General features: G+C 67.3%; 16 protein-coding genes and 1 other RNA gene. 2 read left to right on the top strand and 15 right to left on the bottom strand.

All coding sequences use genetic code 11. From position 1 onward, the window contains the following. Window positions 1–103: 103 nt before the first annotated feature. From ASF90_RS05465 to tssK, 8 genes are read right to left on the bottom strand one after another with little or no spacing between them, the layout of a single operon-like run. Entirely contained in the window at window positions 104–1,783 is a 1,680-nt protein-coding gene (locus ASF90_RS05465; protein WP_055846957.1) for a ShlB/FhaC/HecB family hemolysin secretion/activation protein, read from the bottom strand. Beyond that, window positions 1,780–2,217, bottom strand: a complete 438-nt coding sequence (locus ASF90_RS05460) for a hypothetical protein (RefSeq protein WP_055846954.1) — start codon at window positions 2,215–2,217, stop codon at window positions 1,780–1,782. The genes ASF90_RS05465 and ASF90_RS05460 overlap by 4 nt, the downstream gene beginning before the upstream one ends. Further along, on the bottom strand, window positions 2,214–5,900 hold the full coding sequence (locus tag ASF90_RS05455) for a bifunctional serine/threonine-protein kinase/formylglycine-generating enzyme family protein (protein ID WP_055846952.1): 3,687 nt from the start codon (window positions 5,898–5,900) through the stop codon (window positions 2,214–2,216). The genes ASF90_RS05460 and ASF90_RS05455 overlap by 4 nt, the downstream gene beginning before the upstream one ends. A gap of 4 nt (window positions 5,901–5,904) precedes the next feature. Further along, window positions 5,905–6,621, bottom strand: coding sequence for a PP2C family serine/threonine-protein phosphatase (locus ASF90_RS05450; RefSeq protein ID WP_055846949.1), 717 nt, complete (start codon window positions 6,619–6,621; stop codon window positions 5,905–5,907). Then, the gene (gene tagF / locus ASF90_RS05445) at window positions 6,618–7,193 is read right to left on the bottom strand and encodes a type VI secretion system-associated protein TagF (RefSeq protein WP_055846945.1); all 576 of its coding nucleotides are present in this window, start codon (window positions 7,191–7,193) and stop codon (window positions 6,618–6,620) included. Before tagF ends, ASF90_RS05450 begins: the two co-directional genes overlap by 4 nt. Next, the gene (gene tssM, locus ASF90_RS05440; RefSeq protein WP_055846942.1) at window positions 7,190–10,720 is read right to left on the bottom strand and encodes a type VI secretion system membrane subunit TssM; all 3,531 of its coding nucleotides are present in this window, start codon (window positions 10,718–10,720) and stop codon (window positions 7,190–7,192) included. Before tssM ends, tagF begins: the two co-directional genes overlap by 4 nt. After that, window positions 10,717–11,967 carry a type IVB secretion system protein IcmH/DotU gene (icmH, locus tag ASF90_RS05435; protein WP_055846939.1) on the bottom strand — a complete coding sequence of 417 codons (1,251 nt, stop codon included), beginning with the start codon at window positions 11,965–11,967 and terminating at the stop codon, window positions 10,717–10,719. Before icmH ends, tssM begins: the two co-directional genes overlap by 4 nt. Before the next feature lie 4 nt (window positions 11,968–11,971). Next, window positions 11,972–13,306, bottom strand: coding sequence for a type VI secretion system baseplate subunit TssK (gene tssK / locus ASF90_RS05430; RefSeq protein ID WP_055850177.1), 1,335 nt, complete (start codon window positions 13,304–13,306; stop codon window positions 11,972–11,974). A gap of 45 nt (window positions 13,307–13,351) precedes the next feature. Between tssK and ASF90_RS05425 the strand changes: the two genes are divergently transcribed. Beyond that, window positions 13,352–14,449, top strand: coding sequence for a hypothetical protein (locus ASF90_RS05425; RefSeq protein WP_156364959.1), 1,098 nt, complete (start codon window positions 13,352–13,354; stop codon window positions 14,447–14,449). A 121-nt stretch (window positions 14,450–14,570) separates the two neighbouring features. Here ASF90_RS05425 and ASF90_RS21555 read toward each other — a convergent pair. Together ASF90_RS21555 and ASF90_RS05420 are read right to left on the bottom strand one after the other, a co-directional pair. Further along, window positions 14,571–14,646: non-coding RNA, sX9 sRNA (locus tag ASF90_RS21555), on the bottom strand. 210 nt (window positions 14,647–14,856) lie between these two features. Beyond that, window positions 14,857–15,753: an aldo/keto reductase family oxidoreductase gene (locus ASF90_RS05420; RefSeq protein WP_055846932.1), complete on the bottom strand. Its 897-nt coding sequence runs from the start codon at window positions 15,751–15,753 to the stop codon at window positions 14,857–14,859. A gap of 226 nt (window positions 15,754–15,979) precedes the next feature. Between ASF90_RS05420 and ASF90_RS05415 the strand changes: the two genes are divergently transcribed. Further along, complete coding sequence (locus ASF90_RS05415; RefSeq protein WP_082473427.1) at window positions 15,980–16,861, top strand: LysR family transcriptional regulator; 882 nt, start codon at window positions 15,980–15,982, stop codon at window positions 16,859–16,861. A gap of 130 nt (window positions 16,862–16,991) precedes the next feature. Here ASF90_RS05415 and tagH read toward each other — a convergent pair whose 3' ends face one another. The 5 genes from tagH to ASF90_RS05390 form a co-directional block, all read right to left on the bottom strand. Then, window positions 16,992–18,317, bottom strand: a complete 1,326-nt coding sequence (gene tagH / locus ASF90_RS05410; RefSeq protein WP_055846927.1) for a type VI secretion system-associated FHA domain protein TagH — start codon at window positions 18,315–18,317, stop codon at window positions 16,992–16,994. Between the two features lie 588 nt (window positions 18,318–18,905). After that, entirely contained in the window at window positions 18,906–19,454 is a 549-nt protein-coding gene (locus ASF90_RS05405; RefSeq protein ID WP_055846924.1) for a hypothetical protein, read from the bottom strand. Beyond that, window positions 19,451–21,415, bottom strand: a complete 1,965-nt coding sequence (tssI, locus tag ASF90_RS05400; RefSeq protein ID WP_055846921.1) for a type VI secretion system tip protein VgrG — start codon at window positions 21,413–21,415, stop codon at window positions 19,451–19,453. The genes ASF90_RS05405 and tssI overlap by 4 nt, the downstream gene beginning before the upstream one ends. A 150-nt stretch (window positions 21,416–21,565) precedes the next feature. Continuing rightward, window positions 21,566–22,918 carry a tetratricopeptide repeat protein gene (locus tag ASF90_RS05395; protein WP_055846917.1) on the bottom strand — a complete coding sequence of 451 codons (1,353 nt, stop codon included), beginning with the start codon at window positions 22,916–22,918 and terminating at the stop codon, window positions 21,566–21,568. A gap of 318 nt (window positions 22,919–23,236) precedes the next feature. Continuing rightward, complete coding sequence (locus ASF90_RS05390) at window positions 23,237–23,482, bottom strand: PAAR domain-containing protein (protein WP_236699248.1); 246 nt, start codon at window positions 23,480–23,482, stop codon at window positions 23,237–23,239. Window positions 23,483–23,552: the final 70 nt, after the last annotated feature.

The following is a 23,552-nucleotide window of genomic DNA, read 5'->3' as shown; positions in this document are numbered from 1 at the left end:
GCGGCGGCCAGCGCCAGCGCAAGCGGCGATCGACGCAGCAGGCGTTCGGAGGGGCGGGCTGCAACGGTGGAAGCGGTGTGGTTGGCGTGCATGCGCAGATCCCTCAGAAAGTGAAGCCGAAACGCGTGTAGATGCGGGCGTCGTCGCGTCCATCGGACGCGTTGCGGCGTCCGGTCGGCAGGGCGGCAGTGAGGCGCCATTCGAAATTGGCGTACTGCGGCAAGCGGAAGGTGAAGCCGACACCGGCGGCGTCGAAGCTGGTCGGCGCAGCGACGCCATTGGCCGCAAACACGCGGGCGTGATCGGCGAACACGTCCAGCTCCAGCAGCTCGCGCCACGGCCGGCCATTGAACGGCGAGGCGGCATCGGCAAAACCGGGCGCATCGACGTGATATTCCAGCGCGGTGTAATAGCCGAGATCGCCCAGTGCATCGGACACCGGATAGGCGCGCACGCTGTCCGGCCCGCCCACCGCAAATTGCTCCAGCGGCGCCAGCGTGTCGCTGCTGTATTGGCCACTGAACTTGAAGTACAGGCGTTGGGTGCGGGTGAGGTATTGCAGGCGCGTGTACGACAACCGCGTCAGGGTGAAGTGGCTGTCGCGGTCGGGGCTGACCAGATCCGGGTCGGCCGAGCCATCGCGCAGGGCCTGGCGCACGCTGAGCTGCAGCAGGTCCACCCCGCGCCAGCGCAGATCGGTGCGGCGCAGCGAGACGCCGAGTTCGGCCACGTCGAAGGATTGGTCCGACAGCGTGATGCCGGCGGCATCCAGCCGCGATTTTTCGCGCAGGTAGCGTGCCGAGCCTTGCAGCTGCAGCAGATCGTGATTGATGAATTTCCAGTCGGCGCCGGCATACACCACCGAGGTGGGGCCTTTGAGGCCGAGCCGGGCGAACACGCCGTTGCGTACCTCCAGCTCGCTGCGGCTGGCGCCGATCACCGCGCTCAGGCCGGACACCTGCCCCACCGGCAACGCATACGACAACGCGCCGATCTGGCTCTGCCGCGGCGCCAACGAATAAGCGTAGTTGGCGGCGAACACATCGCCCAAGCCCAGCGGGCTGTTCCAGGTGATGCCGGCCTGGGCACGATAGCGGCCGGTGAGTTCGGTGCCGTAGTTGTTGCCGCCCAGGCTGATCACGTACGGGCGCGCGGCTTCGCTGGCGACCAGCACCACATCGGTTTCGCCGGCGTTCTGGCCCGGTTGCAGCACCGACGACAGCGACACGCCTGGCAGATCACGCGCGTACAACAGCGCGGTGTCCACGTCCTGCTTGCGCAGCGGGCGGCCCTGCAACTGGCGCAGCGGCGCCGACAAGGTGGTACCGCGATAGCGCGCGGCGCCTTGCACGGTGACCTGGCCGATGCGGCCTTCGAGCACGCGGATCTCGATCAGCTGGTCCGGGCCGGGCGTCTGCGCCGGCAGGTAGGCGGTGCTGACGATGAAGCCGGCTTCGCGATAGGCGCGGGTGACGGTGTCGGCCACCGCCTGCAGCTGGTCGAAGCGCAGCGCCACCACCGGCTGGCCCTGCGCCAACGCGGCGAACGCGGCATCGGCCACCGCCTGCACGCGCGCCGGGTCGATGCCGGCCTCCGGATAGTTGCCCACATCGCGCACGCGGAATCCGCGTACCGGCAAGGTGACAACGGCATCGCCGCGGTCCTTCATCGCCGGCAGCGCAGCGCCGCCTGCGGGCGCGCCATCGGAGGCGCTGTGGTCCTGCGCCCACGCAGGTGCGGCCAGCAACAGGCACGCAGACACCGCCGCGGCCAGACACGTCATACGCATACGTCACTTACCCCTGAAAACATCCGTTGTTGCGCATGCCCGACGTGCCGTGCTGCGCATGCGGACGTGTGCACGCTCGCATGGCGATCGGCATGGTTGCGCTCGCCCCTGACTGAACGCCGGTCGAACCCGAACGTACATTTATGGAATGTTAGCAACATTAATGCGACGACGGTCACTGTTACGACAATTGCGGTGGCACGCCTGCGCAATCGGCTGGCGCGATCACGCTGCAAGGGCGCGCTGGAGCGGTCGTCGAGCGACCGCGGCTGCGGGTTGCGCAAGGTCGCGCCCTGCGCCTGGCGGGCGGCGTCCAGCACGCTGCGCCGACGGGCGCGGTACTGCGCGCGATCGATCTGGCCAAGCTGGTGCGCCTGGGCCAGCGCATGCAGCTGGGCGTTGGCCGGGTGCTGCGTGCTGCCGCTCATGGCAGCTCCCGCAGCACGCGAAAGCCCACGTCCGGCTGCGCCGAGCCATTGTCGGCGCGGCTGGCCTGCACGGTGCAATCGGACCAGTAACTGGCAAAGCTGCCGCCGCGCGCCTGCACGCCGGCGCCGCTGGAGACCCATTCCCACACATTGCCGGTGAGGTTGATCAGCCCCCACGGGTTGGCATCGCGGCCGCGCGCCGACACCGGTGCGCGTACCGCATCGGTGGCGCTGGCGGTGGGCGGTACGCAGTTGCTGTCTTCGGCTTGTCGCCAATTACTGGCGGCCTGCGCGGCATGCAGCCATTCGGCATCGCTGGGCAGGCGGTAGCGCCAACCGCCGCTGCCGATGGTCAGCCAGCGCAGATAGGCGCGGGCCTGGGTCAGGCTGATGTTGCGCACCGGCGCGCGCGCCAGCTCGGGCGTGCTGGCGGCCTGCGCGGTGCAGCGGCCGGTGGCCTGGCAGAACAGGTTGAAATCGGCCACCGCCACTTCGCCGCGCGACAACGCATACGGAGTGCCGCCGTCGATGCCGGGCACCACCACCAGCATCGGGCCGCGGGTGTCGCCCAGCGTGTCGAAACAGGCCGCGCCACGGCCGGGCAGGCCGGCACCGTCGCACGGGTCCGGGCCGGTGGGCACCGGCGGCAAGCTGGCGGCGTCATCCACGCCGGTGGGCAGTGCGGCAGCGGCCGTGGTGCTGCGGGCCGCGCCGGTGGTGGCCGTGGTGGGTTTGGCGGTGGATCTGCCGCGCGTCGATTTTGGTGGCGACGCCGCAGCCGGTGCGTCGATGGCGCTGCCGGCGGGCACGCTGTCGGATGCGGGCGCATCGACGCCAGGTGCACGTTGCAGGCGTGCGGACAGCGTGCCTTCGGGCAGTTGCCCGGCGGCTTTCATCTGCGCTTCCAGTTGCGCCATCGCAGTGGCATCGCTGCGATACAGCGCCTGCAGGCGCTGACCCAGTTGCTGACGCTCGGCGGCCGGCAAGGTGCCTGCAGCCATTACTGCGGCGGCGACGGCATAACGCGCCTGCGCACTGCGTAGCTCGGCGCGTTGACCCAGCGTCTGCACCCCCTGGGCAAGCAGGTCGGCGGCCTGCGCATAGCGCCCTTGCGCAAAGGCGTCGCCGGCGTTGTTGCGATACACCTGCGACAGCAGTTGCGGGCCCTCGCTGCGCAGCAACGGATGGTTGGGCTGCAGCACGCGGATACGCGCCAACGCATCACCGGTCTTGCCCAGATCGTTGGCGGCGGCGGCACGCCGCAGCGACTCCACCCGACCGGCCAGTTCGGCCTCGGCACTTTCGCGGGCGAGCGCCTGCTGCAGCTGCTGCTCCAGGGTGTGCAGGCGCGTGCGTTGCGCCAGTAGCGCGCCGGACTGCGGTGCCAGCTGCAGACCGAAGCTGACCAGTGCCTGCGCGCCCGCCAGTTGCGCCGGGTCGGACTGGGCGGCGACCAGCCCAGCGATGGCCTCGGCTACTGCGCCCTGTTGCGTGCTGCGCTCGGCCGCCGGCAGGGCGGCCAATGCCGCAGTCACGCGGTCGCGCCACGCCGCATCGGTGCCAGGCTGGGCCAGCGCGGCGGCCAGCGTTTGACGTGCGCCAGCGGCATCGCGCGGCGCCGCAGCCACCGGCGTGCGTCGGGCTTGCTGTTCGGCCACTGCAACCTCGGCGCTGCGCAATTGCAGCCGCAGCGAGTCGGGAAAGGCCGCACGTGCCTGATCGCTCTCGGTCCGCGCGGTGCTGAGCTGGCCTGCCGCAACCGCCTGTGCAATGGCGGCATCCAGCCGCACTTCCAGCGCGGCGTGATGCAATAGACTGCTGGCCGGGTCGATGCGGCGCACCTGGTCGAGCGTGGCCAGCGCGTTGTCGGCCTGATTGCGGAACAGCAGACCGGCGTCGAGTTGGCGATTGAGCGTGGTGTCGAGCGCGTTGAGGCGCTCGTTTTTTTCGCGCTCGATGGTCTGCCGGCGCGCATCCAGCGACGGCGAATACAGCCGCAGCCGGTCGCGCAGCGCAAACACCTGCAACGCACCGCGATAATCGTTGCGGCCGTTGGCCGGATTCCACACTGCATCCAGACGACGCAGCAGGAAATCTTCGATCAGATCGCTGCGGTCGGTGAGCAGGCGGCGGCGGTCGTCCGGCTCCAGGCTGGACAGCGCCTGCATGGCCTGGGTTTCGTCGCGATAGCGCTGCGGATCCTGCGCACCGAAGCGTGCGACCACCTCGGCCAGATGCTGCTGATGCAGGTAGCGCTGCACGCCCCACCCGCCCGTGCCCAGCACCGCCAGCGCGGCGGCGCCGTAACCGAGCATGGGTAATGCGCGTTCGCGCAGCGGCACCTGGCGCAGGCCATCGAGCAACTGATCCACGCGCTTGAGACGCTGGCCGGCGGGGAACGCGACGGCGGCGCACAGCGTGGCGTATTGGCGCCGGGTCAGACCGGGCACCGGCGGCGGACGGCGGCCATCGCGCAGCGCCACTTCGGCGCTGAGTTTGTCGAACGGGTGCTTGCCGGTGAGCAGTTCGAAACACACGCAACCCAGCGCGTACAGATCGTCGGCCGCGGTGGGCGCCTGCCCACGAATCATTTCCAGGCTGGCATAGGCCGGCGTCAACGCACCGAGCGTGGCGGCATCGAACACGGTCTGTTCGCCGGACACATCGGCGGCGTGTTTGCCGGCGCGTGCGATGCCGAAGTCGAACACCTTGGCCACGCCTTCGCGGGTGACCATGACGTTGCCGGGTTTGAAGTCCGAATGCACCACGCCGGCGGCATGCGCGCGGATCAGCGCGCGGCCCATGCCATCGATCAGCGGCCACGCCTGCTTGAGCGGCATGCCGTTGTAGGCCTGCTCGCGGATCAAGGTTTTCAGGTCGCTGCCGTCGATGTACTCCATGGTCATGAAGACCAGGGTGCGGTCCTTGTCGAAGTCGTACACCCGCACGATGTTGTCGTGTGCGAGCTTCTGCGAGCGGCGCGCTTCGCGCTGCAACGCGACCAGCGAATCGGGATGACGGCGGAATTCGTCGCTGAGCACCTTGATGGCCAGCCATGGGTCGCGGTCGCGCGCTTCCACCTTGCGCTCGTCGCGTGCCAGATACACCACGCCCATGCCGCCGCGCCCGAGTTCGCGTTCCAGCAAGAACCGCCCCTTGAGCAAACTGCCGACGCTGGCGTGGTCGCCGCCGGCGGCCTCGGCCAGGTGTTGCCAACTGGACAGGCTGGCGGTGCCTGCGGTGCCGGTGCCGGTTTGCGTGCCCACGCCCATCTGGGTGCCCAGGCCCAGGCTGGTGAGGCTGGGCACATCGCCGGGCAGTGGCTGCGCCGGTTGCACGCGGGTGATGTCGTCTTCGACCGGCGCCGCAGCGCGGCGCGGCATCACCACGGTGGCGTCGTCGTCCACTGGCGGCGCGGCGATTGCCGCGGTTGGCGAAATTGCTGGCGACGCTGCCGATGCGACAGCGTGCAAGGCATTCAATCGATGCATCAACGTGGTGACAGTGACATCGTCCAGCAGTTGCTGGCGCTGCAGTTGCGACAGCGTTTCCACACCGTCGCGGTATTCGGCATCCGGCACGGCCGCACGCTTGCCCAGCGCGGCCAGCACGGCCTCCAGATTCAATGCGCCGGTGCGCATGGCGGTGACCAGTTCGGTCACGGTGGCAGTGTCTTGGTGCATGCGCTCACTCCTGCAGGCGGACGACGACGGCGGTGACGTTGTCGCGCGCCGCCCTGCCCATCGCCAGTTCGAACAACCGCGCCAGTAACGCGCGGGGATCGCCGAAGCGATGGCATTCGGCATCCAGCTCCGGGTCGGGGATTTCCTTGTTGATGCCGTCGCTGCACAGCAAAAATTGCGTGCCCGGCAGACTTGGCAGCAGCACCCAATCGACAAACAACGGCTCCTGCGCGCCTACTGCACGCGTGAGCACGCCGGCCGCTGCGGCGGCGGCCTGGGCACTGCCGAACTGGGTGACGTCCTCGCGCACGCCGTGCACGTGATCGCGGGTGAGCTGGCGTAGCGGGCCGCCGTGTTGCGCATAGATACGGCTGTCGCCGACCCAGCCGCACAGCATGAAATCCGGGTCGTGCACCAACACCACCACGGTGGTGGCGATCATGTCCACGCGGCGTTGCCGCGCAACCTGCAGCAGCTCGGCGTTGATCTGCGCCAGGGTGTCGTCGATGGCGTCGAGAAAGTCGCACAGGTCCGGTGGGCGCACCAACGCGCCCAGCCGCTGCACCAGCAACTGGCTGGCGTAATCGCCGGCGCTGTGGCCGCCCAGGCCGTCGGCCACCACCCACAACCCGGCGTCGTCGCGCAGCAGCAGCGCGTCTTCGTTGAGCCGGCGCACCTTGCCGGTTTCGGTGTGCCCGGCCGATTGATAGAACGCGCTCATCGGGTCACCTCGGTGATGTCCGCATCGGCGAGCAGCCAGTCCAGATAGCGTTCGGCTGCGGGCAGGCCGTCCAGCGCCTGCACAGCGCCGCCCAGTGGCCACCACAGCGACTGGCCGTGCACCGGTGCATGCGTGGTGGATGACGTGGCAGGCACCGCGAGCGCGCGCACGGCGGCGTCGAAACTCACCGCATCGGCGCGTGCGCGCAGTGCACGGCCCAGGCACGCCGCCAACGCGCCAAACCAGGCGTGTGTGGGCAGGCAGGCATGCGGCAACGGCATCGCCACGACCAGTGGGAAGCAACGCCCCACGCGGTCTTCGCCTGGGCCAAACACGCCGGCCCAGGCCTGCGGGCCGCACACGCCCGGCCCCAGGGCGAACGCGCGCAAGCTACTGCTGCGATACGCACCGGGCCAATGCTCGCCGAGCTGCTGGCGCACCGTGTCCAGGCAGCTGGCAAAGTGTGCGTCCCACGGCTGCACGAAGCTGGCCGGCAAGCGCCGCTGCACGAAGTCGCCCACGCCGGGCAACTTGCCGTGGAAACCAATCTGATCGGTCGCCGGCATGTTCATCCGCCGCACGCAAACTGCTGGACGTCGCTGTCCAGAAACGGATGGCGCAGGTTGCCTGCGCGCAGCGGCACCTGTACGTCGTGGCCACCGAGCGCGAAGCTGGCGACGAAGCGCAGATCGGACGGATTTTCCAGATGCCCGGCCTGCAGCGCGCGAAACAGCGCCCAGTCGCCTTGATAGTCGAGCGTGCCCAGCGCCACGCCATCGGCGCCGAAGGCGGCAATCGACACATGCCCCGGTACCGGCCCGGGCCAGATCATCGGCATGCTCTGCGCCGCACCGGGTTGGTAGTCGTAGCGCTGGCCTTCAATGTCCAACGTCAGCCGGGTGACGCCCTCGCCCAGCGTGGGCGCCAGCACGGTGAAGCCGATCTGCGGGGTGGGCCCGCCGCGAAAATATTTTTGCCGGATGCGCTGTGCCAGTTGCAGCTGTATGGGCAGGCCAGGCGCGCCGACGACCGCATCCGGGCCTTGTTTCCAGCGCCATTGCGGCGCCTGTGTGTCCAGCAGCGGTTGCACGGTGCCGGTGTAGAGCGCATCCAGGCGCCCACCGGTACCGAACAGTTCGCCAAAATTCTGCAGCGGGATATCGACCTGCGCCGTTGGGTCGAAGGGGTAGCGGCCGCGCACAAAATCGCTGCACACCTCTCCCACCGATTGGCGCACCTGCGCATCCAGCGCGGCGCGTGCGCCCTGCGTCATCAAGGTGGCGCTACTGCCGGCCAGGGTTTGCAACCAGTCGGTCACCGGTGGCGGCAGCTGCGCCATTTCCTGCCGGGCTACTGCCAGCTGCGCATTGGCGGCCGCCGCATCGCCGCCGCCTTGCGACACCACCAGCAACTGCTTGCCCAGTTGATCGAGCACGCTCAGCAGATGATCCAGCGGCGTGGCGCCAGGTGCGCCGGCAGTCAGCGCGTTGAGCGCCAGAAAGTGCTCGCTGATCGCCGCGCCCGGCACCGGTGCGTTGGCGGCGGCAGGGTCGGCCGGGGTGGCCAACGCCGCGCTCATCGCAGCGCCGCCCGGCAGCTTTGCCGCTGCCGCGTTGGCCTTGGCAGCCGCCTTGCCGGCCGCTGCAGCCACGGCGCGCTGCGCCGGGTCTGCCGGCGGTGCGCGGTCCATCGCCTGGGTGTGTTCGCCGACCACACCGAGCAACAGGCGCAGCGGCGAACTGGGGCCGGCCAGTTTGGCGGCGGTTGCGCTGGCAGCGGCCAGATCGGCGGCCGGAAGCAATTGCAGATCAGCCAGCAGCGCATCCCAGTAGCGGATGTAGTCGGCGGCGTAGCGCTGGCCCACCTCACGCACCAACGCGGCCTTGGCGGCTGCATCCAGCGGCGCGCCGCCGAACACCCAATCGTCGTGCCCGAAGCGCTCCACCGCCTGGCCGATGCCATCGCGCTGCAGACCGGCAAACACCGGCTGGGTGTAAAGCGCCGGCACCGCGGTGGACAGCGCGGTGCCGCTGCGCCGCACGAAGGTATCGGCAAGCAACCCCAACGCCTTGTCCAACCGCAGCGGGGTGCCGGCCGGCGGTGTGAGCAGCAGGTTGCCGTAGATCAACGTAGACAGATCGGCCGCACGCAGGCTGGCGCGCGCCTGTGCGATGCGCTCGCCGTCCAGCGACAGCGCACGCACGCGCTCGGGCGCATCGAGCAAGGCCTGCAACTGCGCGCTCAGCGCTTGTTGCTGCGCTACGTCGCGCGGAAACAGCTTGCCGGCCTCGATGGCCGCCAGCGCGCTGAGTTGTGCCGCATCCAGATGCTGCGGCTGGCCGAGCATGAGGTAGCCCTTGAGCGTGTAGTACAACGCCTGCGGCGCCTGCGCGTTGTCGACCAGACCGTTGCGAAAGCGCACCGCCAGCGCCGGCAACAACGTGGCATTGAGCTGGCGCAGATAGCCGGCCTGCATTTCATCGCCAAGCGCGGCGCCCTGGAACAATCCCATCCGCAGCGACCACGGCGTGTGCGCGTGGTACTGCCGTGCCACCCGCACCACCGCCTGCGTGGCTGCGGCCTGCTGCAGCGTGCGCGCCACGTACTCGGGCATGGCGGTGGCGGCATTGGGGTCGGGCATTGCCGGGCGTGCATCCAGCGCCTGACGCACCTGGTCGAGATAGGCGCGATTGCCCAGATAACTGACGCTCAACCCGGCCAGCAGCGCACCACTCAACACCGCAACGCCTACATAGGCGGCCGCCTGCAACCACGCCATGCGGCGCTGCTGCGTGGGCGGGGTATTGGCCAGCCCGGATTCGCGCAGCACCACCTCGCGCAGCAATCGCTCGACAAAGAACGTACGGCGTTGCGCGCCGGGAGCATGCACCCGCGCATCGTCCACACCGAAGGTGCGTGCCACCGCGCCCATCATGCGATCGATCGGCGTGCCTTCCTGCGTGCCGGAGGTGAAGTACACCCCGCGCAGCAGCGGTGCCGGCCCGTAGGCGTTGCCGGCGAAGGTGCCTTCGACAAACTGCCGTGCACGCTCGCCGAGTGCGGCGACCTGCTGCGGAAACGACAGGATCGCCGCACGCCGCAAACGGTCGCGCTCCAGATTCAGACGCTCGAACAGGCGTGCGCTCAACTGCTGCTGCAGCAGGTTGAATTCGTCGGCAAAACCACGCGCGGCGCGGCCATCGAGCGTGTGCGCCAGCGGAAACGACATGCCCCAGACCTGGCTGCGCTGCGCAGGCGTGAGATCGTCGAAGAACTCGCCAAAGCCACCAACCAGATCGCACTTGGTAAAGATCAGGTACACCGGCACGCTGGCCTGCAACTGCTCGGCCAGCTCGTCCAGGCGGCGCCGGATCGCCTGCATGTGCGTGTCGCGTTCGCCATCGTCCAGCAGCAACAGGTCGGACATGCTCATGGTCACCAGCACGCCATTGAGCGGCCGGCGTGGGCGATGGCGCCGCAGCAGGCGCAGAAAGTCGCGCCAGGCGCCGGCATCGACGGCTTGATCGGAATCCTGCGTGGTGTAGCGCCCGGCGGTGTCCAGAAACACTGCTTCGTCGGTGAACCACCATTCGCAATCGCGGGTGCCGCCCACTCCGCGCAGCGCGGCATCGCCCATGCGCGCGGCCAGCGGAAACTGCAGGCCGGAATGCTGCAGCAAGGTACTTTTGCCCGAGCCGGGCGGGCCGATCAGCGCATACCACGGCAGCGTGTACAGATCGCTGCCGCCGCGTCGCTTGCGCAACAGTTGAATGGCTTGCTGAAAGCGCGCCTGCAACTGCGCGCGCTCCTGCCCGCTGCGCAGTTCGCGGTCGTCATCGCGCCCCGGGGCGGCCAATGCGCTGGACAAACTGCCGGCGCGCCGCTGCGCGCGCCAACGCCGCCATGCCAACACCCCCAGCCACACACCGATCAACGTCACGATTGCCAACAGCCGTGCCGCCACACCGGTCAGCGGGCTCCAGCCATCGATGGCGACATACGGCCCGCCCACCCACAACAGCAACGACAGCAGGCACAGCGCCAATACACTCACCACCAACGTGGCACTCAGCTTGGACAACAGCGTTTTCATCGTCATTCCCCAGGCTGAAACAGAATCTCGACGCGGCGATTACGCGCGCGATTGGCAGGCAATTGCATTGGCTGCGCCACCGGTTGCGAGTCGCCGGCGCCCAGCGCTTCTACCCGCCCCGGTGTGCGCAGATGCGTGCGCAACAGCTGCGCCACCGCATCGGCACGCGCGCCCGACAAGGCGTAGTTGTCGGCAAAGCGCAGCGAGCGCACCGGCACGTCGTCGGTATGCCCGACCACGATCACCCGGCCCGGCAATTGATCGATTGCCGCAGCGATCTGTGCGATCAGGCCACGTTGATCCGGCTCCACCTCGACGCCGCCGGAGGCGAACATCGCCGCGCTGCTCAAGCGCACGCGCGTCTGCGCATCGGCCTGCTCATCCACGCTCAGCAGACCGGCGCGCTCCTGGGTCGACAGCAATTGTTTGAGGCGCACCTGCGGCGGCGGCAACGGGGTTGCATCCGGTGGCGTGGCCGGCGCCAGCCCCCATTGCGCGACCTGCGCACTGATCGGCGCCGACAAGGCGTTCAAGCGCGTCTGCATCCATACAAAGGCCACCACCAGCACGCTCAGCCCCAACAGCGCAGCGGCCCACAGCGGCAAGAAGCGACCCAGCCGGCGACGGTCTTCCACCCCGCGCCAATGCGGCGCCAGACTGTCCGGCGCCGCACCGCGCGCGGCGCGGATACGGCGGAACAGGTCGTCCTGAATCTCGCCGAGCTTGGCCAGCCCGCCGGCTTCGATCTGATAGCGGCCAACGAACCCCAGCGCCAGGCACAGATACATCAGCTCGATCAGGTCCAGATGCCGCGGCACATCGGCGCAGAGCCGCTCCAGGATCTGGAAGAACTTGGCGCCGCCGTACGATTCGCTATGAAAGACCACCAGCAAGGTCTTCTGCGACCATCCGCTGCGCTCGCCCCACGGTGCATTGAGCACCGCCTCGTCGAGCAAGGCGCACAACACATAACGCGCGGCGGTGACCGCTTCCACCGGCGCGCCACCATCGCGGGCACGTTGCTCGAAGCGGCGGATCTGCGCCATCACCTGCTCGCGCAGGCGGGCCACATCGGGCAGTTGCGCGCTGTGGCGCAATTGCACGGCCAGCAGCAACAGCGGCGTGGCCGCCTGCACCAACGGGTTGACGCTGCGGCCCAGCAGCTCGCTGATGTCGGTGTCTTCGGCAGCGACCGGGTTGGCCGGTGGCGGCGCGACCAACGCAGCATCGAAGTCGGTAACGGGACGGCTCATGCGTTCAACTCCGGATCGCCCACAGTTGCAGGTCCAGCCCGGCAAACTCGCTGCCGAAGTGGAATGCGATACCGCCAGAGGTCTTCAGCGTTCGCCACAACGCAGCGCTCTTGTCGAACTCGAAATACAGATAGCCGGCGTGGTACGGAATTTGCCGCGGCGCCACCGCCATCGGCGTTGCGACGATGCCGGGCAACTGCAGATTGACCAGATCGCGGATCTGCTCCACCGGCCCGATCTTGGCGTGCGCAGGCAACTGCCGGCGCAACTCTTCGCTGGGCATGTCGGCTTTTGCGGCAAGCACGAACGCGGCGCTGTCCAGCAAGGTCGGATCGGGCACCATCGCCACCCACACCCCGAATTTGCGTGCCTGCATCGGCAACGGGGTGGCGGTCTGTTCGAGCACTGCGCTCAGGCTGGAGCGCAGTGCGCCGATCACCGGCTCGAAGCTGTCCTGCTGCGCCTCGTGCCGATAGGCCGGCCATGCCGGCGGGCGCTTGCCCGGTGCGGTAAACGTGCTGAGTTCGCCGGCCAGCGCCACCAGCGCACGGAACAGTTCTTCCGGGTGCGCCAGTGGTGCAGCAGCCCAATGCGCAATCTGCGGCTGCCAGCGGTTGACCACTTGCAGCAGCAGGAAATCGGCGATGTCGGCAGCGCCACCGCGATCGGTGAGCGTGACCCGCGCCGCCAACGCCTCGCCGCGCTGATGCAACAAGCCAAGCAGTTCGGTCAGAAACGTGGTCAGCCGCGATGCGGCCTGGCACACCATCGCGCTGGGAATGAAGTGCGGGTCGAGGATCACCTGACGGTCCGAGCGCGATTCGATGATGCGTGCCACTGCGATGCGGTCCAACCCGTCCAGTGGCTGCGATTGCGGCAGCAGGCGCGTACTCAGCCCGCCGACTTCCATCAGCACCGCCTCGCTGGTGCTGCCCGACGCGTCACCGCTTTCGGTTTCACGTACGCGGTAGCGGAACAGCTGATCGGCCGGCGATTCCGGGCGCCCCAGTTCCGGCTGCGCAGGCACCCGCAACGGCAGCGTGAGATACACGATCTGATCGCGGCAGTTGGGGTCTACCTCCAGCGCCATCGGCAGCGGGTCGTCGCCGGGCATCGCAAACGGCGTGCCGTCGGCAAACACCCCGCGCGCACGCCGCAAGCCCAGCTTGCCCACCGCCAATAGATCGGTTTCCCATTCCAGCTCACTCAATCCCCAGGCATACGGCCGCAAGCGTGCCGCACGCAGATCGACGTAGCGCTCCAGGTACCGCTCCTGCTGCTGCAGATGCTGAGGGCGCAGAAACAGCCCCTCGCTCCACACGACCTTGTTGTTCTGCATGATCCACTCGCTAGGGAAACGCCGCGCGCCACCGCACGGCGTGCCATGCGCGATCGTCATGTTGTTGGTCGGTTGCATGCCGCTGGCGATCGCGATGGCTGCAGTCGCCAGGCCCCGATGGATCGCGTCGATGGAGCGATTCTGCGGCGCACCTGCCAGGCGCACCCGTCAAAATGTCTCAGGCAATCGACTGCCATCGGAGACATCGGTACGCTCTGGCGCACCCGCACAGCAGACATCACTAAAGGTGCCATGCGCTGCGGATTCGTCGCTGGGGAGAGCGCCTTGATCGTGGTGTTTGTTGTCGAAAAGCGTCCAGTCGCGCAAGGCAGCGGCTTTATTGCGGACTTCTGCTTGATCTGCCGTACCGCCCGGGTATTCGAGGTCCAGCGCGTCGGCCTGGCATGGTCGATGTTTGGTCTGCGTCTTGGCGCGGCGACCTACACGCATGAACATCAGGTGTGCCGACACTGCCGGCAAGCGCTCCCGCACGATCCAGCGTGGTTCACCCAACGCGCGTCAGCGCCAGAGACCGTCGACAGATTGATCCACATTACGCAGCCGGCGTTCGCCGCTCGCCATGCGCGCCGGCTGAAGATCGAAGAGCAGATGCGCGACTCTGCCGCATCGCTGGATCCGGCGATACGCGCCGACCTGTTGCACGCCCCTTTCGTACTGCTGTCCGCGCAGCTTGATCAGCGCTTTGCGACCACCCAACTCGATTGGCGGCAACTGGCGGCACTGGTGTTTGGCCTGCCGTGCGCGATCCTGCTCCTGCTGCCCATCGAGTTCCTGCTCGAACGCGTCGGCGTCCCCATTGCACAGACTGGCCCGTGGATCGCACTAGCCGCGTTCACTGCCTATGTGGGGCTGGTGCTGTGGGTATTTCGACGGGCACGCAGACAGTTTTTTGAACGCGAGATTCTTCCGGCGTTCGCACTTGCCGTTGCCGGGCTTTCCCCAAGCCGCGAAGAACTGACGCTGGCGCTGGTACACCATCGCAGCGGCCCGCTGCGTCATTGGCGTCGCCTCACGCCTGCCTGGCTGGATACGATTGCCCGGCTGCCTGCACCCGCCAGGTGGCCTGCGCAACTTCAGGCGTCGTCGGCCGACGAGGATGCGCGCTGGCGGCGGCCGGCGTGATGGCGCGCTGTTGCCCGACCTGATTGCGACAGCTGCGGGTGGCGCAACAGCGCGGCTGGCGATTCGATGCGTGTCGCGGTGAGCTTGCCCCCTGCGTTTGAATGGCGCTGCGACTGAGAGCGGCTAACACTACGTCGCGAACAGTCGGCAGGTGGGTGTGGGCGGCGCGGAGGAACCGGCGCGTACGCGTGGACCATGCCGCACCGAGCACCGGCCGCGCCCGCCTGGCGGTGAGCACAGTCCTTTTGCTAGCCGCTCTTAGCAAGACCACCGTTGGCCTGCAACGCACTGACACCGTCATGATCGTCAGCGCTGCAGGCATCTGCTAAGCGCGTCACCAAGACGCGCCTGGCGCCTCATCTTGCAGTCTCTGAAACCGCTACTGGAGACGACGCATCCGGTTTTTCTCAAGGGGAGCTGCTGGCCTCGGCCTCGTTCGCAATACCGTCGAGCATTGCCACCTGCTCTGCGGACAGGCTCAGCTCGGAAGCCGCGAAGTTCTCCCACAGATGAGGCACGGAGGAGGTGCCGGCGATCACCAGGATGTTCGGCGAGCGTTGCAGCAGCCAGGCAAGCGCCACCTGCTTGGGGCTTGCGCCGACCTGCTTGGCCACGGCCGACAGTCGGTCGGACTGCAGCGGTGAAAAGCCGCCCAGCGGAAAAAATGGAACGTAGGCGATGCCTTGTTGCGCAAGCGAATCGATCAAGGCGTCATCGTCACGCTTGACCAGGTTGTAGTGGTTCTGCACACACACGATCTTGGCCAGCGACTGCGCCTGTGCGATTTGCCGCGCAGTGACGTTGCTCAGACCGATATGCCGCACCAGGCCCTCGCGCTGAAGCTCGGCCAGGCATGCAACGGGCTCGGCGATGGAGCCCTCGTCGGTCTGCGTCGGTGCGCCCAGCCGCAGGTTGACGACATCCAGTGCCTCCAGACCGAGACTGGCGAGGTTGTCGTGCACCTGCCGCTTCAGGCTTTCGGGCGAGAGATCGATGTTCCAGGAGGCATCGCTTCCCCGGCTGATGCCGATTTTGGTGACGATCACCAATTCGTCGCTGTAAGGATGCAGCGCCTCGCGGATCAGTGCGTTGGCGATATGCGGCCCGTAGAACGCGGCCGTATCGATGTGATTGGCACCTGACGCAATGGCCTGGCGTAAGACCGACAGGGCTGCAGCCTTGTCGCGCGGCGGCCCCCAGACGTGCGGGCCAGGCAGTTGCATGGTTCCGTACCCCACCCGCTTCAGGCTGAGGGGTGTGCCGGGCAGGGTGAAGCTGCCACCAAGACGCGTTGTGCTGTGCATGGGATGTCCTTGGATTGCGTGAGCGGAATGGCTATGCCGGATCTCCCCGGGAACGGGTCTGCAACGCGCTGCGAAACCGAGCCACTGCGGCGCGCTGACTGCGGCGATGAAAGACGCCGGCTGCGAGGTGCATGGCCAATCTACGGGCGCCGCGCCTGTGCGACAATCGGGTACAAACTGGACAGCCTGTACGGAAATTCGAACAATGAGTAGCCGCCTGGCAGAGATGGAAGCCTTTGTGCGCGTTGCGCGGGCGGGCGGTTTTCGCCAGGCCGCCAAAAGCGCGGGCGGCAGCGCCTCCAACCTCAGCGATGCGATCAAGCGCCTGGAATCCTGGCTCGGCGTGCGGCTGTTCAACCGCACCACGCGCAGTGTGGTGCTGACCGACGCGGGCAAGGCATTGCTGGCCCGCGTCGAGCCTGCCTTGATCGAACTCGATGGCGCCAAGGACGTGATGAGCGCGTTCCGCAACACGCCCACGGGCACGCTTCGGCTCAACGTGCCGATCAGTGCCGCCAACCTGGTGATGCCGCGGATCATTCCACCGTTCATGGCGGCGCATCCGGATATCAGCGTGGAGATCCTGACCGAAGAAAGTTTTGTCGACGTCGTTGCTGCCGGGTGCGATGCGGGCATTCGCTACGGCGAGCGGCTGCAGCAGGACATGGTTGCCATCCCGATCGGCCCACGTGTGCAGCGCAGCGCCACGGCCGCAGCGCCGGGCTATCTGACGCAACGCGGCCGGCCGACGCATCCCCGCGCGCTGGTCGACCACGACTGCATCCGTGCCCGCTTTCCAAGCGGTGCGATCGCCGATTGGGAATTCGAGCGCAACGGTGAAGTGATCACCATTGTTCCGCGAGGGCAATTGCTGGTGGAAATCGGCGGAGGGATCGAGCTTGCCATTCAATCGGCGATCGCAGGCAGCGGGATCATCTATCTGTTCGAGCAATGGCTGCAGCCGCATCTGGAGTCCGGCGCGCTCGAACCGGTACTCCGCCCGTGGTGGCAGCCGTTTCCGGGACCGTACCTGTATTACCCCAATCGCACTCTCACCCCGCCGCCGCTCAGGGCGTTCATCGAGTTCGTCAAGCAGCTGCCGGACTGAGCGTGCGCGAGGCGCGGGCGAACTAGTCGCCGAACAGGCGGCGTTTCGTAGGAGCGTGCCTGAGCGCGACGGGGCGTTACCGGGATGGCTCGGTCGCGCTCAGGCACGCTCCTACCGCTGCTGGATCGGGTTACCGCTCGCGCGCCGGCTGCCGCCGCGCCGATTTCAACCGCGCCAACTGCGCTTCGTACGCACGTGCGAATTCGTCGCCGAACAGACGGCGGAAGCAGTCGTCCGGGTCGCCGCGCAGTTGCTCGAAATTGTCGCGATAGCGCTCCCAATAGCGGCCCTTGCCGCCGAAGCTCAGGCGCTTGCCGCCGGCGTCGACTTCCTGTTCCAGTCGGTCGGGGCTGAAGTGGAACAGCATCGCGTCGAAGGCAGCGCGCATGCCGGCCAGCATCGCCATCTGGTGACAGCGGATGTCGTCGAAAGCATCCTCGAATGCAGGCACACCGGACAGGAACGAAGCGCTTGGCGGAGCCAGCAATTTCTGCAGCGCGTCTTCGGCGGTGGCGGCGAACTTGAGCGGGTTGTTCTCCGAGCGCTGGATCACCGTCACCGGCAAGCGGAAGGTGTTCTTGATCTCGGCGCGTGCGCGCAGCACATCCATGACGCCATCGACGACGATGGTGAAGATGCGGTCCAGCTCCGGTGGCACTGCCAGCGTGGAGACGGGCGCACTGGCTGATGCCTGCGGCGCGAGCGCTGCAATGGGTGACGCAGGCGTGGGCGCGGGCACTGCCGACGATGGCGGTGCAAAGTCGCCCATCGTCATGTCCCAGTTTTCCGGCAGCGTGGCGCGCGTGTCGCCATTGGTCGGTGGGCGGAAGTGATCGTGGCTGGCGTTGCTGTGATTCCATGCGCTGGGCACCACGCTCGGTGGTGGGGCCGGCAATGGGTCGAGCAGACGTAATGGATCGAGCTCGCGTGGCGTGCTGCCGAGCAGCAGGCCGTCCAACGGGTCGTCGGTGACAGCATGCGCCGCAAGCGGGGCACCGAAGTCCAGCAGATCGAACGCGTGCGCGTTGGCAGGCGTGGAGTTGCGTATCGGCGATGGCGGCGGCGCGACCTGGGTGCGGTCGTCCATGGCGTCCAGCAACGGATCGAACGCAGGTGCCAGATCGGGCGCGGCAGTCTGTGAGTGCACCTGTACCTGGATCTCGAAGCTGTCCAGTTGCAAGCGGTCGCCATCGCTCAACGCGCACGGGTCGGCACGCGTCAACCCCACGCCATTGAGCGACATGCCATTGGTGCTGCGGTCTTCGATGAAATACATGCCATTGAGAAAACGCACCACCGCATGCGTGCGCGAGATGCCCGGCGCCGCCAGCACCCAATCGCTTTCATCGGAGCGGCCAATGCTGCCGCCGCTGCCGGCAAAACGCTTCTGCGCGCTGGCCCCGAATTGCGCGGCATGCGCGCCGCTCACGGTGAGGATCAACTGCGAACTGGACACGACACAGGCTCCTGCAAATGGTGATCGATATCAGGGAAAAACGTGGTGCGGTTGATGGAACGTCGTGAGCGGCCGCGCAGTGATTGTTTAGCCATCCTCAGCGTCACCCAGGTAGTCCTGAGCGGGGTTGGTCGAGGGCGCGGTGCCCTCACCGCTCGCCGGACACGCCGTGGATCCATCCATGCAGGCTCGGTGGCGGCATGCATGCCGCCACACGTTCCCGCAAGCGGTGAGGGCACCGCGCCAGGGGGTAAGTCGGCCGCGTTGAGAAGATCTACGCACACCGACCGTCTCGACTGCTCATTGCCCGCCCACCGTCGCGGGACCTTACGCGGCACGGATACCGCGTAAGAGCTTACGAGGACATACGTGCGGCATGTCCTGCGATGGTGGGCGGGCAAGGGCTCTGCAGCGGCGGCGCAGATCATCCGCTCTGCCACCGGCGCAGTCATCGCCTTGCACACAATCGACATCTCAAGATGTTCAAGTGGCTGGAAAACCTTGCGCACAATAAATAGTTAGAGGTGGCCGGCGTATTCAAGGACGGCAGGTCTGCCTGGCACAGGCCGCAATGACCAATGGGCGATGTCATGGCGCGCGCGCACTGGTCAGCAACTCCAGCGCATGTGCGGCATACCCGTTGCGACGCGCCTGTAGCTGCGCCGGCTCACGTGCCGCAAGCAAGGTGATTGCGGCGGCCACCGCGCGCGCGGTCAGGTGCTCGGCCGGTGGCACCGGCGTGGCCTGCTGCGGTGGCGCCAGGCTACCGCCGGACCAGGCAACGGCCGCCGCCAGCCAGGCACCCAACGAGACATAACCGCCTGCATGCGCAAACGCCTGCGCGGCGCGGCGATGCGCTTCGCTGGGGTCGCGTACCCATTTCTCGGCCAGCGCGGCGCCGACACGGTCTTCCTCGTCCAGCGTTTCGCCACGCGCGCATTGGCACAGCCAGGCCACCGCGTAGCGCTTGGGCAACAGACGCGCGAGCAGCTTGATCGCATCCTCGCCATACCCCTGTGCCAGCAACGCACGCACCGCGGCCTGCGGCGCCATCGGTGCACCCAGCTGCGCACGTGCAGGTGCGGACAGCTGCATGTCCGCACACGCCTGCGCCAGCGAGAGATCGGGCGCGCTCATCCGATCATGATCAGGCCGCCGGCAACCTGCACCAGCGCGTCGGCCTTGATGTTGACCAGCGGGCCTTTGACGGTGGCCGACGCGCCGGCTTCGGCGTTGAGCATGCCGCCGGACGACAGTTTGAGCGTGCCATCGCCCACCACCTCGGTGGCCGGCGAGGTGGCCTGCAGCTGCGCATCGGCAATCAACTTGATTGCCATTGAGGTGGTCTTGGCTTCGGTCGTCGCATCGATCAGGATCTTGATGCCGCTGAGCACGATGTCACCGTTGCGCTTCATCACCAGGCGCGAACTGCCGGTGACCAGCTCGATCTCTTCGCCGGCCTTGAGCAACAGTTTCTTGCCCACGTCCACGCTGTCGTTGTTGTCGATACGTGCGCTGCGATCGTGGTTGACCGTGAGCACCTGGTCGTTGGTCACCGTGGCGGTGTGGTCGTTCTGCACTTCTTCGCGCAGATCGCGTTGCGCGCGCAGATAGACTTCCTCTTTGCCGGCCTTGTCGTCGAAACGCAGCTCGTTGAAATCCGCGCTACCGCCGAGCAGGCTGCGGCTACGCATGCCGCTTTGGGTCTTGTTTTCCGGCAAGGCGAACGGCACGGCGTGATCGGCGTTGTAGACGCTGCCCACGATCAGCGGGCGGTCCGGGTCGCCTTCCAGAAAGCTCACCACCACTTCCTGCCCCACCCGCGGCAGGCTCATCGCGCCCCAGCCCTTGCCTGCCCACATCGAGGCCACGCGCACCCAGCAGGACGGCGCCGCGTGCGGGCGTGCAGCGTTGGCCCAGTGGAAGGTGACCTGCACGCGGCCATGCGCATCCACCACGATGTCTTCGTCGGTCTCGCCGGTCACCACGGCCGTCTGCAGACCGGCGATGCTGGGCGTGGGCGTGCGCCGCAGGCTACGGAAAGGCAGTCGGCTTTCCATCACCTGCACGGTGCTGGAAAACGGCGCCTCATCGCCGTGCTCCGGTGCGGCCAGCGTGGTGTGTGCCGACAGCACCAGATACTCCTGGTTGAGCGGAGCGCACGGATGCTCGCGCAAGGTGAACAGCGCACCGACCATCAGCCCGCAGGCATTGGTGGTGGCATGGTGGCTGGCGCGTTGCACGTTGACCGCCTCGTTACGCACTTGCGCGTAGCGGCTGGCATCGGCTTGCAACGCATGCGGGCCTGGATAATCGAAGACGTCCAACCCGTCGGCCCCGTGTAAATCGTCGCCACTGGCGGCGACCTGTGCCGCCAGGGAGGCGCGTGGTTGCTGCGGGTCGTAGTCGGCGAGTGCATGGCGTGTGGAATGCAGCGCACGGGCGCTCCGCCACTGGCTCACCACCGAGCGCAGGATACGCCGGTGCTGCATGTCCGGTGGTACGTACGGCAAGGTGTCCACCCCGTTGCGCACCGCATGCGCGCCAAGCGCATCGCACAGCACCAGCGTGTGCGCGTTGCGCGCATGCGTGAAGTAGTAATAGATGCCTTCCTGCTCCAGCAGCCGGCTGATGAAGCTGAAGTCGTCTTCGCGGTATTGCACGCAATACACCCGCTTGGGGTATTGCGCGCTGAGCCGCTGCTGGATGTCGCTGTAGCCGCTCTCGCCCAGCACGCTGCTGACGATCTCCGGCACGCTCATGTCCTGATAGATGCGGCAATCGCGGCGTTGGGTAAGCAACCACGGCCGCGGAACCACGTGCAGCTCGAGCACGGTATAGGGGAGCGCATCGATCACGGTGGAACCGGCCTGCGTGCACGTGGCCACCATGCCGTGGTACCAGCGTTGCTCGCCGTTGTCGTCGGCCAGCTGGACGGCGACCGGTGTGGCCAGCAGCGCGCGCAGGTTAGGGTTTGCATCCGTGCACAAGGCTTCGATGCGGAACTCGAACAGCTGCCCCAACGCTTCGCTGGCCTGCATGCGGTGCAGCAGCAGGCGCTCGCCAAGATCGGAGTGCAGCGTGATGGTGCGCGGCATCGAAGCATCCACAGGTGAGTGAGCAACGCACAACGCGCTGACCGGCAGCCCCGACGTACCGGCATGCAAAGACCACCGCGGGCCGGCAACGGACCACTGCTGCCAGGGTCATGCTCACACGCGTGCAGCCGGCAAAGCCGACATTTCGTCTCAGGTCTGTGCAGCTGTGCGTGCGGTCACGACCCAGCCATGCACCGGCTGGCCACGCTCGCTGCGCAGCACATCCAACGCGATGGCAATTGGCTGCAGACCGGCGCTATGCAGCGCAGCCAGCACATGCGCATGGCTATGCCGATAGCGGCCGCTGGCATCGAGTTCCACCGCATCGGCGTCGCTCTCCAGCGCCTCGACGGTAAAGCCCAGCACCCCGCCCGGCCGCAGCGCAGTGGCTGCAGCGCCGAGCACCGGTTGCAGCGCACCGAAATACACCAGCGTGTCTGCCGATGCGATGACATCCCAATGCGCATACCGGCCCTGCAGGTAGGCGGTGAGTTCGGCAACCTCCAGTACGTCGTAACCGCCGCGCTGCCGCGCCTTGGCGACCATGCCCGGCGACAGATCCACCCCGACCAGTTGCTGCGCATACGGGCCTAGCAGCGGTGCGCACAGCCCGGTGCCGCAGCCGGCATCCAACATGGTGAGCGCAGCCTGCGGCGCAGGCAGACAGGCGGCCAGCGCCTCGGTCAGCCGCTGCGGCGCGCGGTACTCCAGGTTATGCAGCAGTTGCTCGTCGAAACTGTCGGCAAAGCCGTCGAACAGCTCGCGCACATAGGTGTCGCCCGCACGTGGCGGCGGTGCGGCGCCACCGCAGGCCGCCAGCATGTGCGCGGCCACGGCATTGCCCGGGTCGCGCGCCAGCCATGCACGGTAGACCGCCTGCGCCTGGGTATGTTCGCCGAGCAGGTACAGCCCGGTGCCCAGCGCTTCGCGTGCGTGCAAATGCTCCGGTGCCAGGCTACAAGCCTGTTGCAGGCACTCCACCGATTGCTGCAGGTGCTCGGCGGCTTGCGCGTTGTTGCGTAGAAACAAGCCGAGCAGGTAGTGCGCATGCGCCGATTCGGGATAGATGTGCAGCAACGCGGCGTAGGTCAGGAAGGCTTCCTCGAGGCGACGCTGCGCTTCAAGCACGGCGGCCAGATTGGCCAACGCATCGGCATGCGCAGGTTCCAGCGCGAGCGCACGCCGATAGCACTGCTCGGCCTCGCTCAGCCGGCCGCATTCGCGATGCACATTGCCCAGGTTGTTGCAGGCATCCGGTTGCGCAGGCGCCAGCTGCAGTGCCTGGCTAATGGCCTCCACCGCTGCTGCGCTATTGCCTTGCTGATGCAGCAATACGCCCTGGTAATGTAGTGCCTGCGCATGGCCGGGCTGCGCCTCCAGCAGCTGGGCATACGCAAGCGCGGCTTGGTCGAGCTTGCCGGTGCGATGCGCCTGCATCGCGGTCTGCAGCACGGTATCCAGATCGACGTGCATCTCGGCGGTCGCGTGACGGGCAGGCTGCATGTGACATCTCCTAGGAGGATTGGACGCAGGGGCTGCGTCGAATGACGGCGGAACGGAACGGTGGCGCGCAATCTCTGGCGGTGCATCTGTGTATCGGTATCTGCAATCGCCGCGCTTGGCTGTTTCTAGCGGCGTTTTGAACCACGCTCACGCTGTGCATTGGCCGCTGCATTGCAGCCACTCAGCTGCATGCGCACGCGACCGGGCAGTGCAATGGCAGTGCTGAGTACGCATCGAAGATCGCTAATGTGTCGCATGCAATGACGTCGCGTGACACCCATGCAAGCCCATCGCCGCGCGCATTCCCCAGCCACGTCATCAGCCGATCAACACCGTAAAACAGCCCAAGGCGATCACCCCGCCATGCGCAGTGCTGTCGCCCAGACGAGCAGCCGGTTGCCCGCTGATGATCACGGTGGGCGCGCCCATCACGATGCTGTCCGGCGGGCCGACGCACACCGCCGAATCGCCGATGCGCGCGGCCGGCAGGCCACCGATCAACACCGTCGGTGCGCCAGGCCCAATGATCGGCCCACCCACATGCGGCACCACACCGGTGACCATCGGGCAGACATGCAGATCGGTCAGGCGTGCGGCAGGTTGCACGAGTGCGCTCCGGCGCTGGCAGTGCGGG

The sequence above is a fragment of the Xanthomonas sp. Leaf148 genome (assembly GCF_001423585.1).
Classification (GTDB): Bacteria; Pseudomonadota; Gammaproteobacteria; order Xanthomonadales; family Xanthomonadaceae; genus Xanthomonas.
This window is presented reverse-complemented; position numbering and strand designations above follow the sequence as displayed.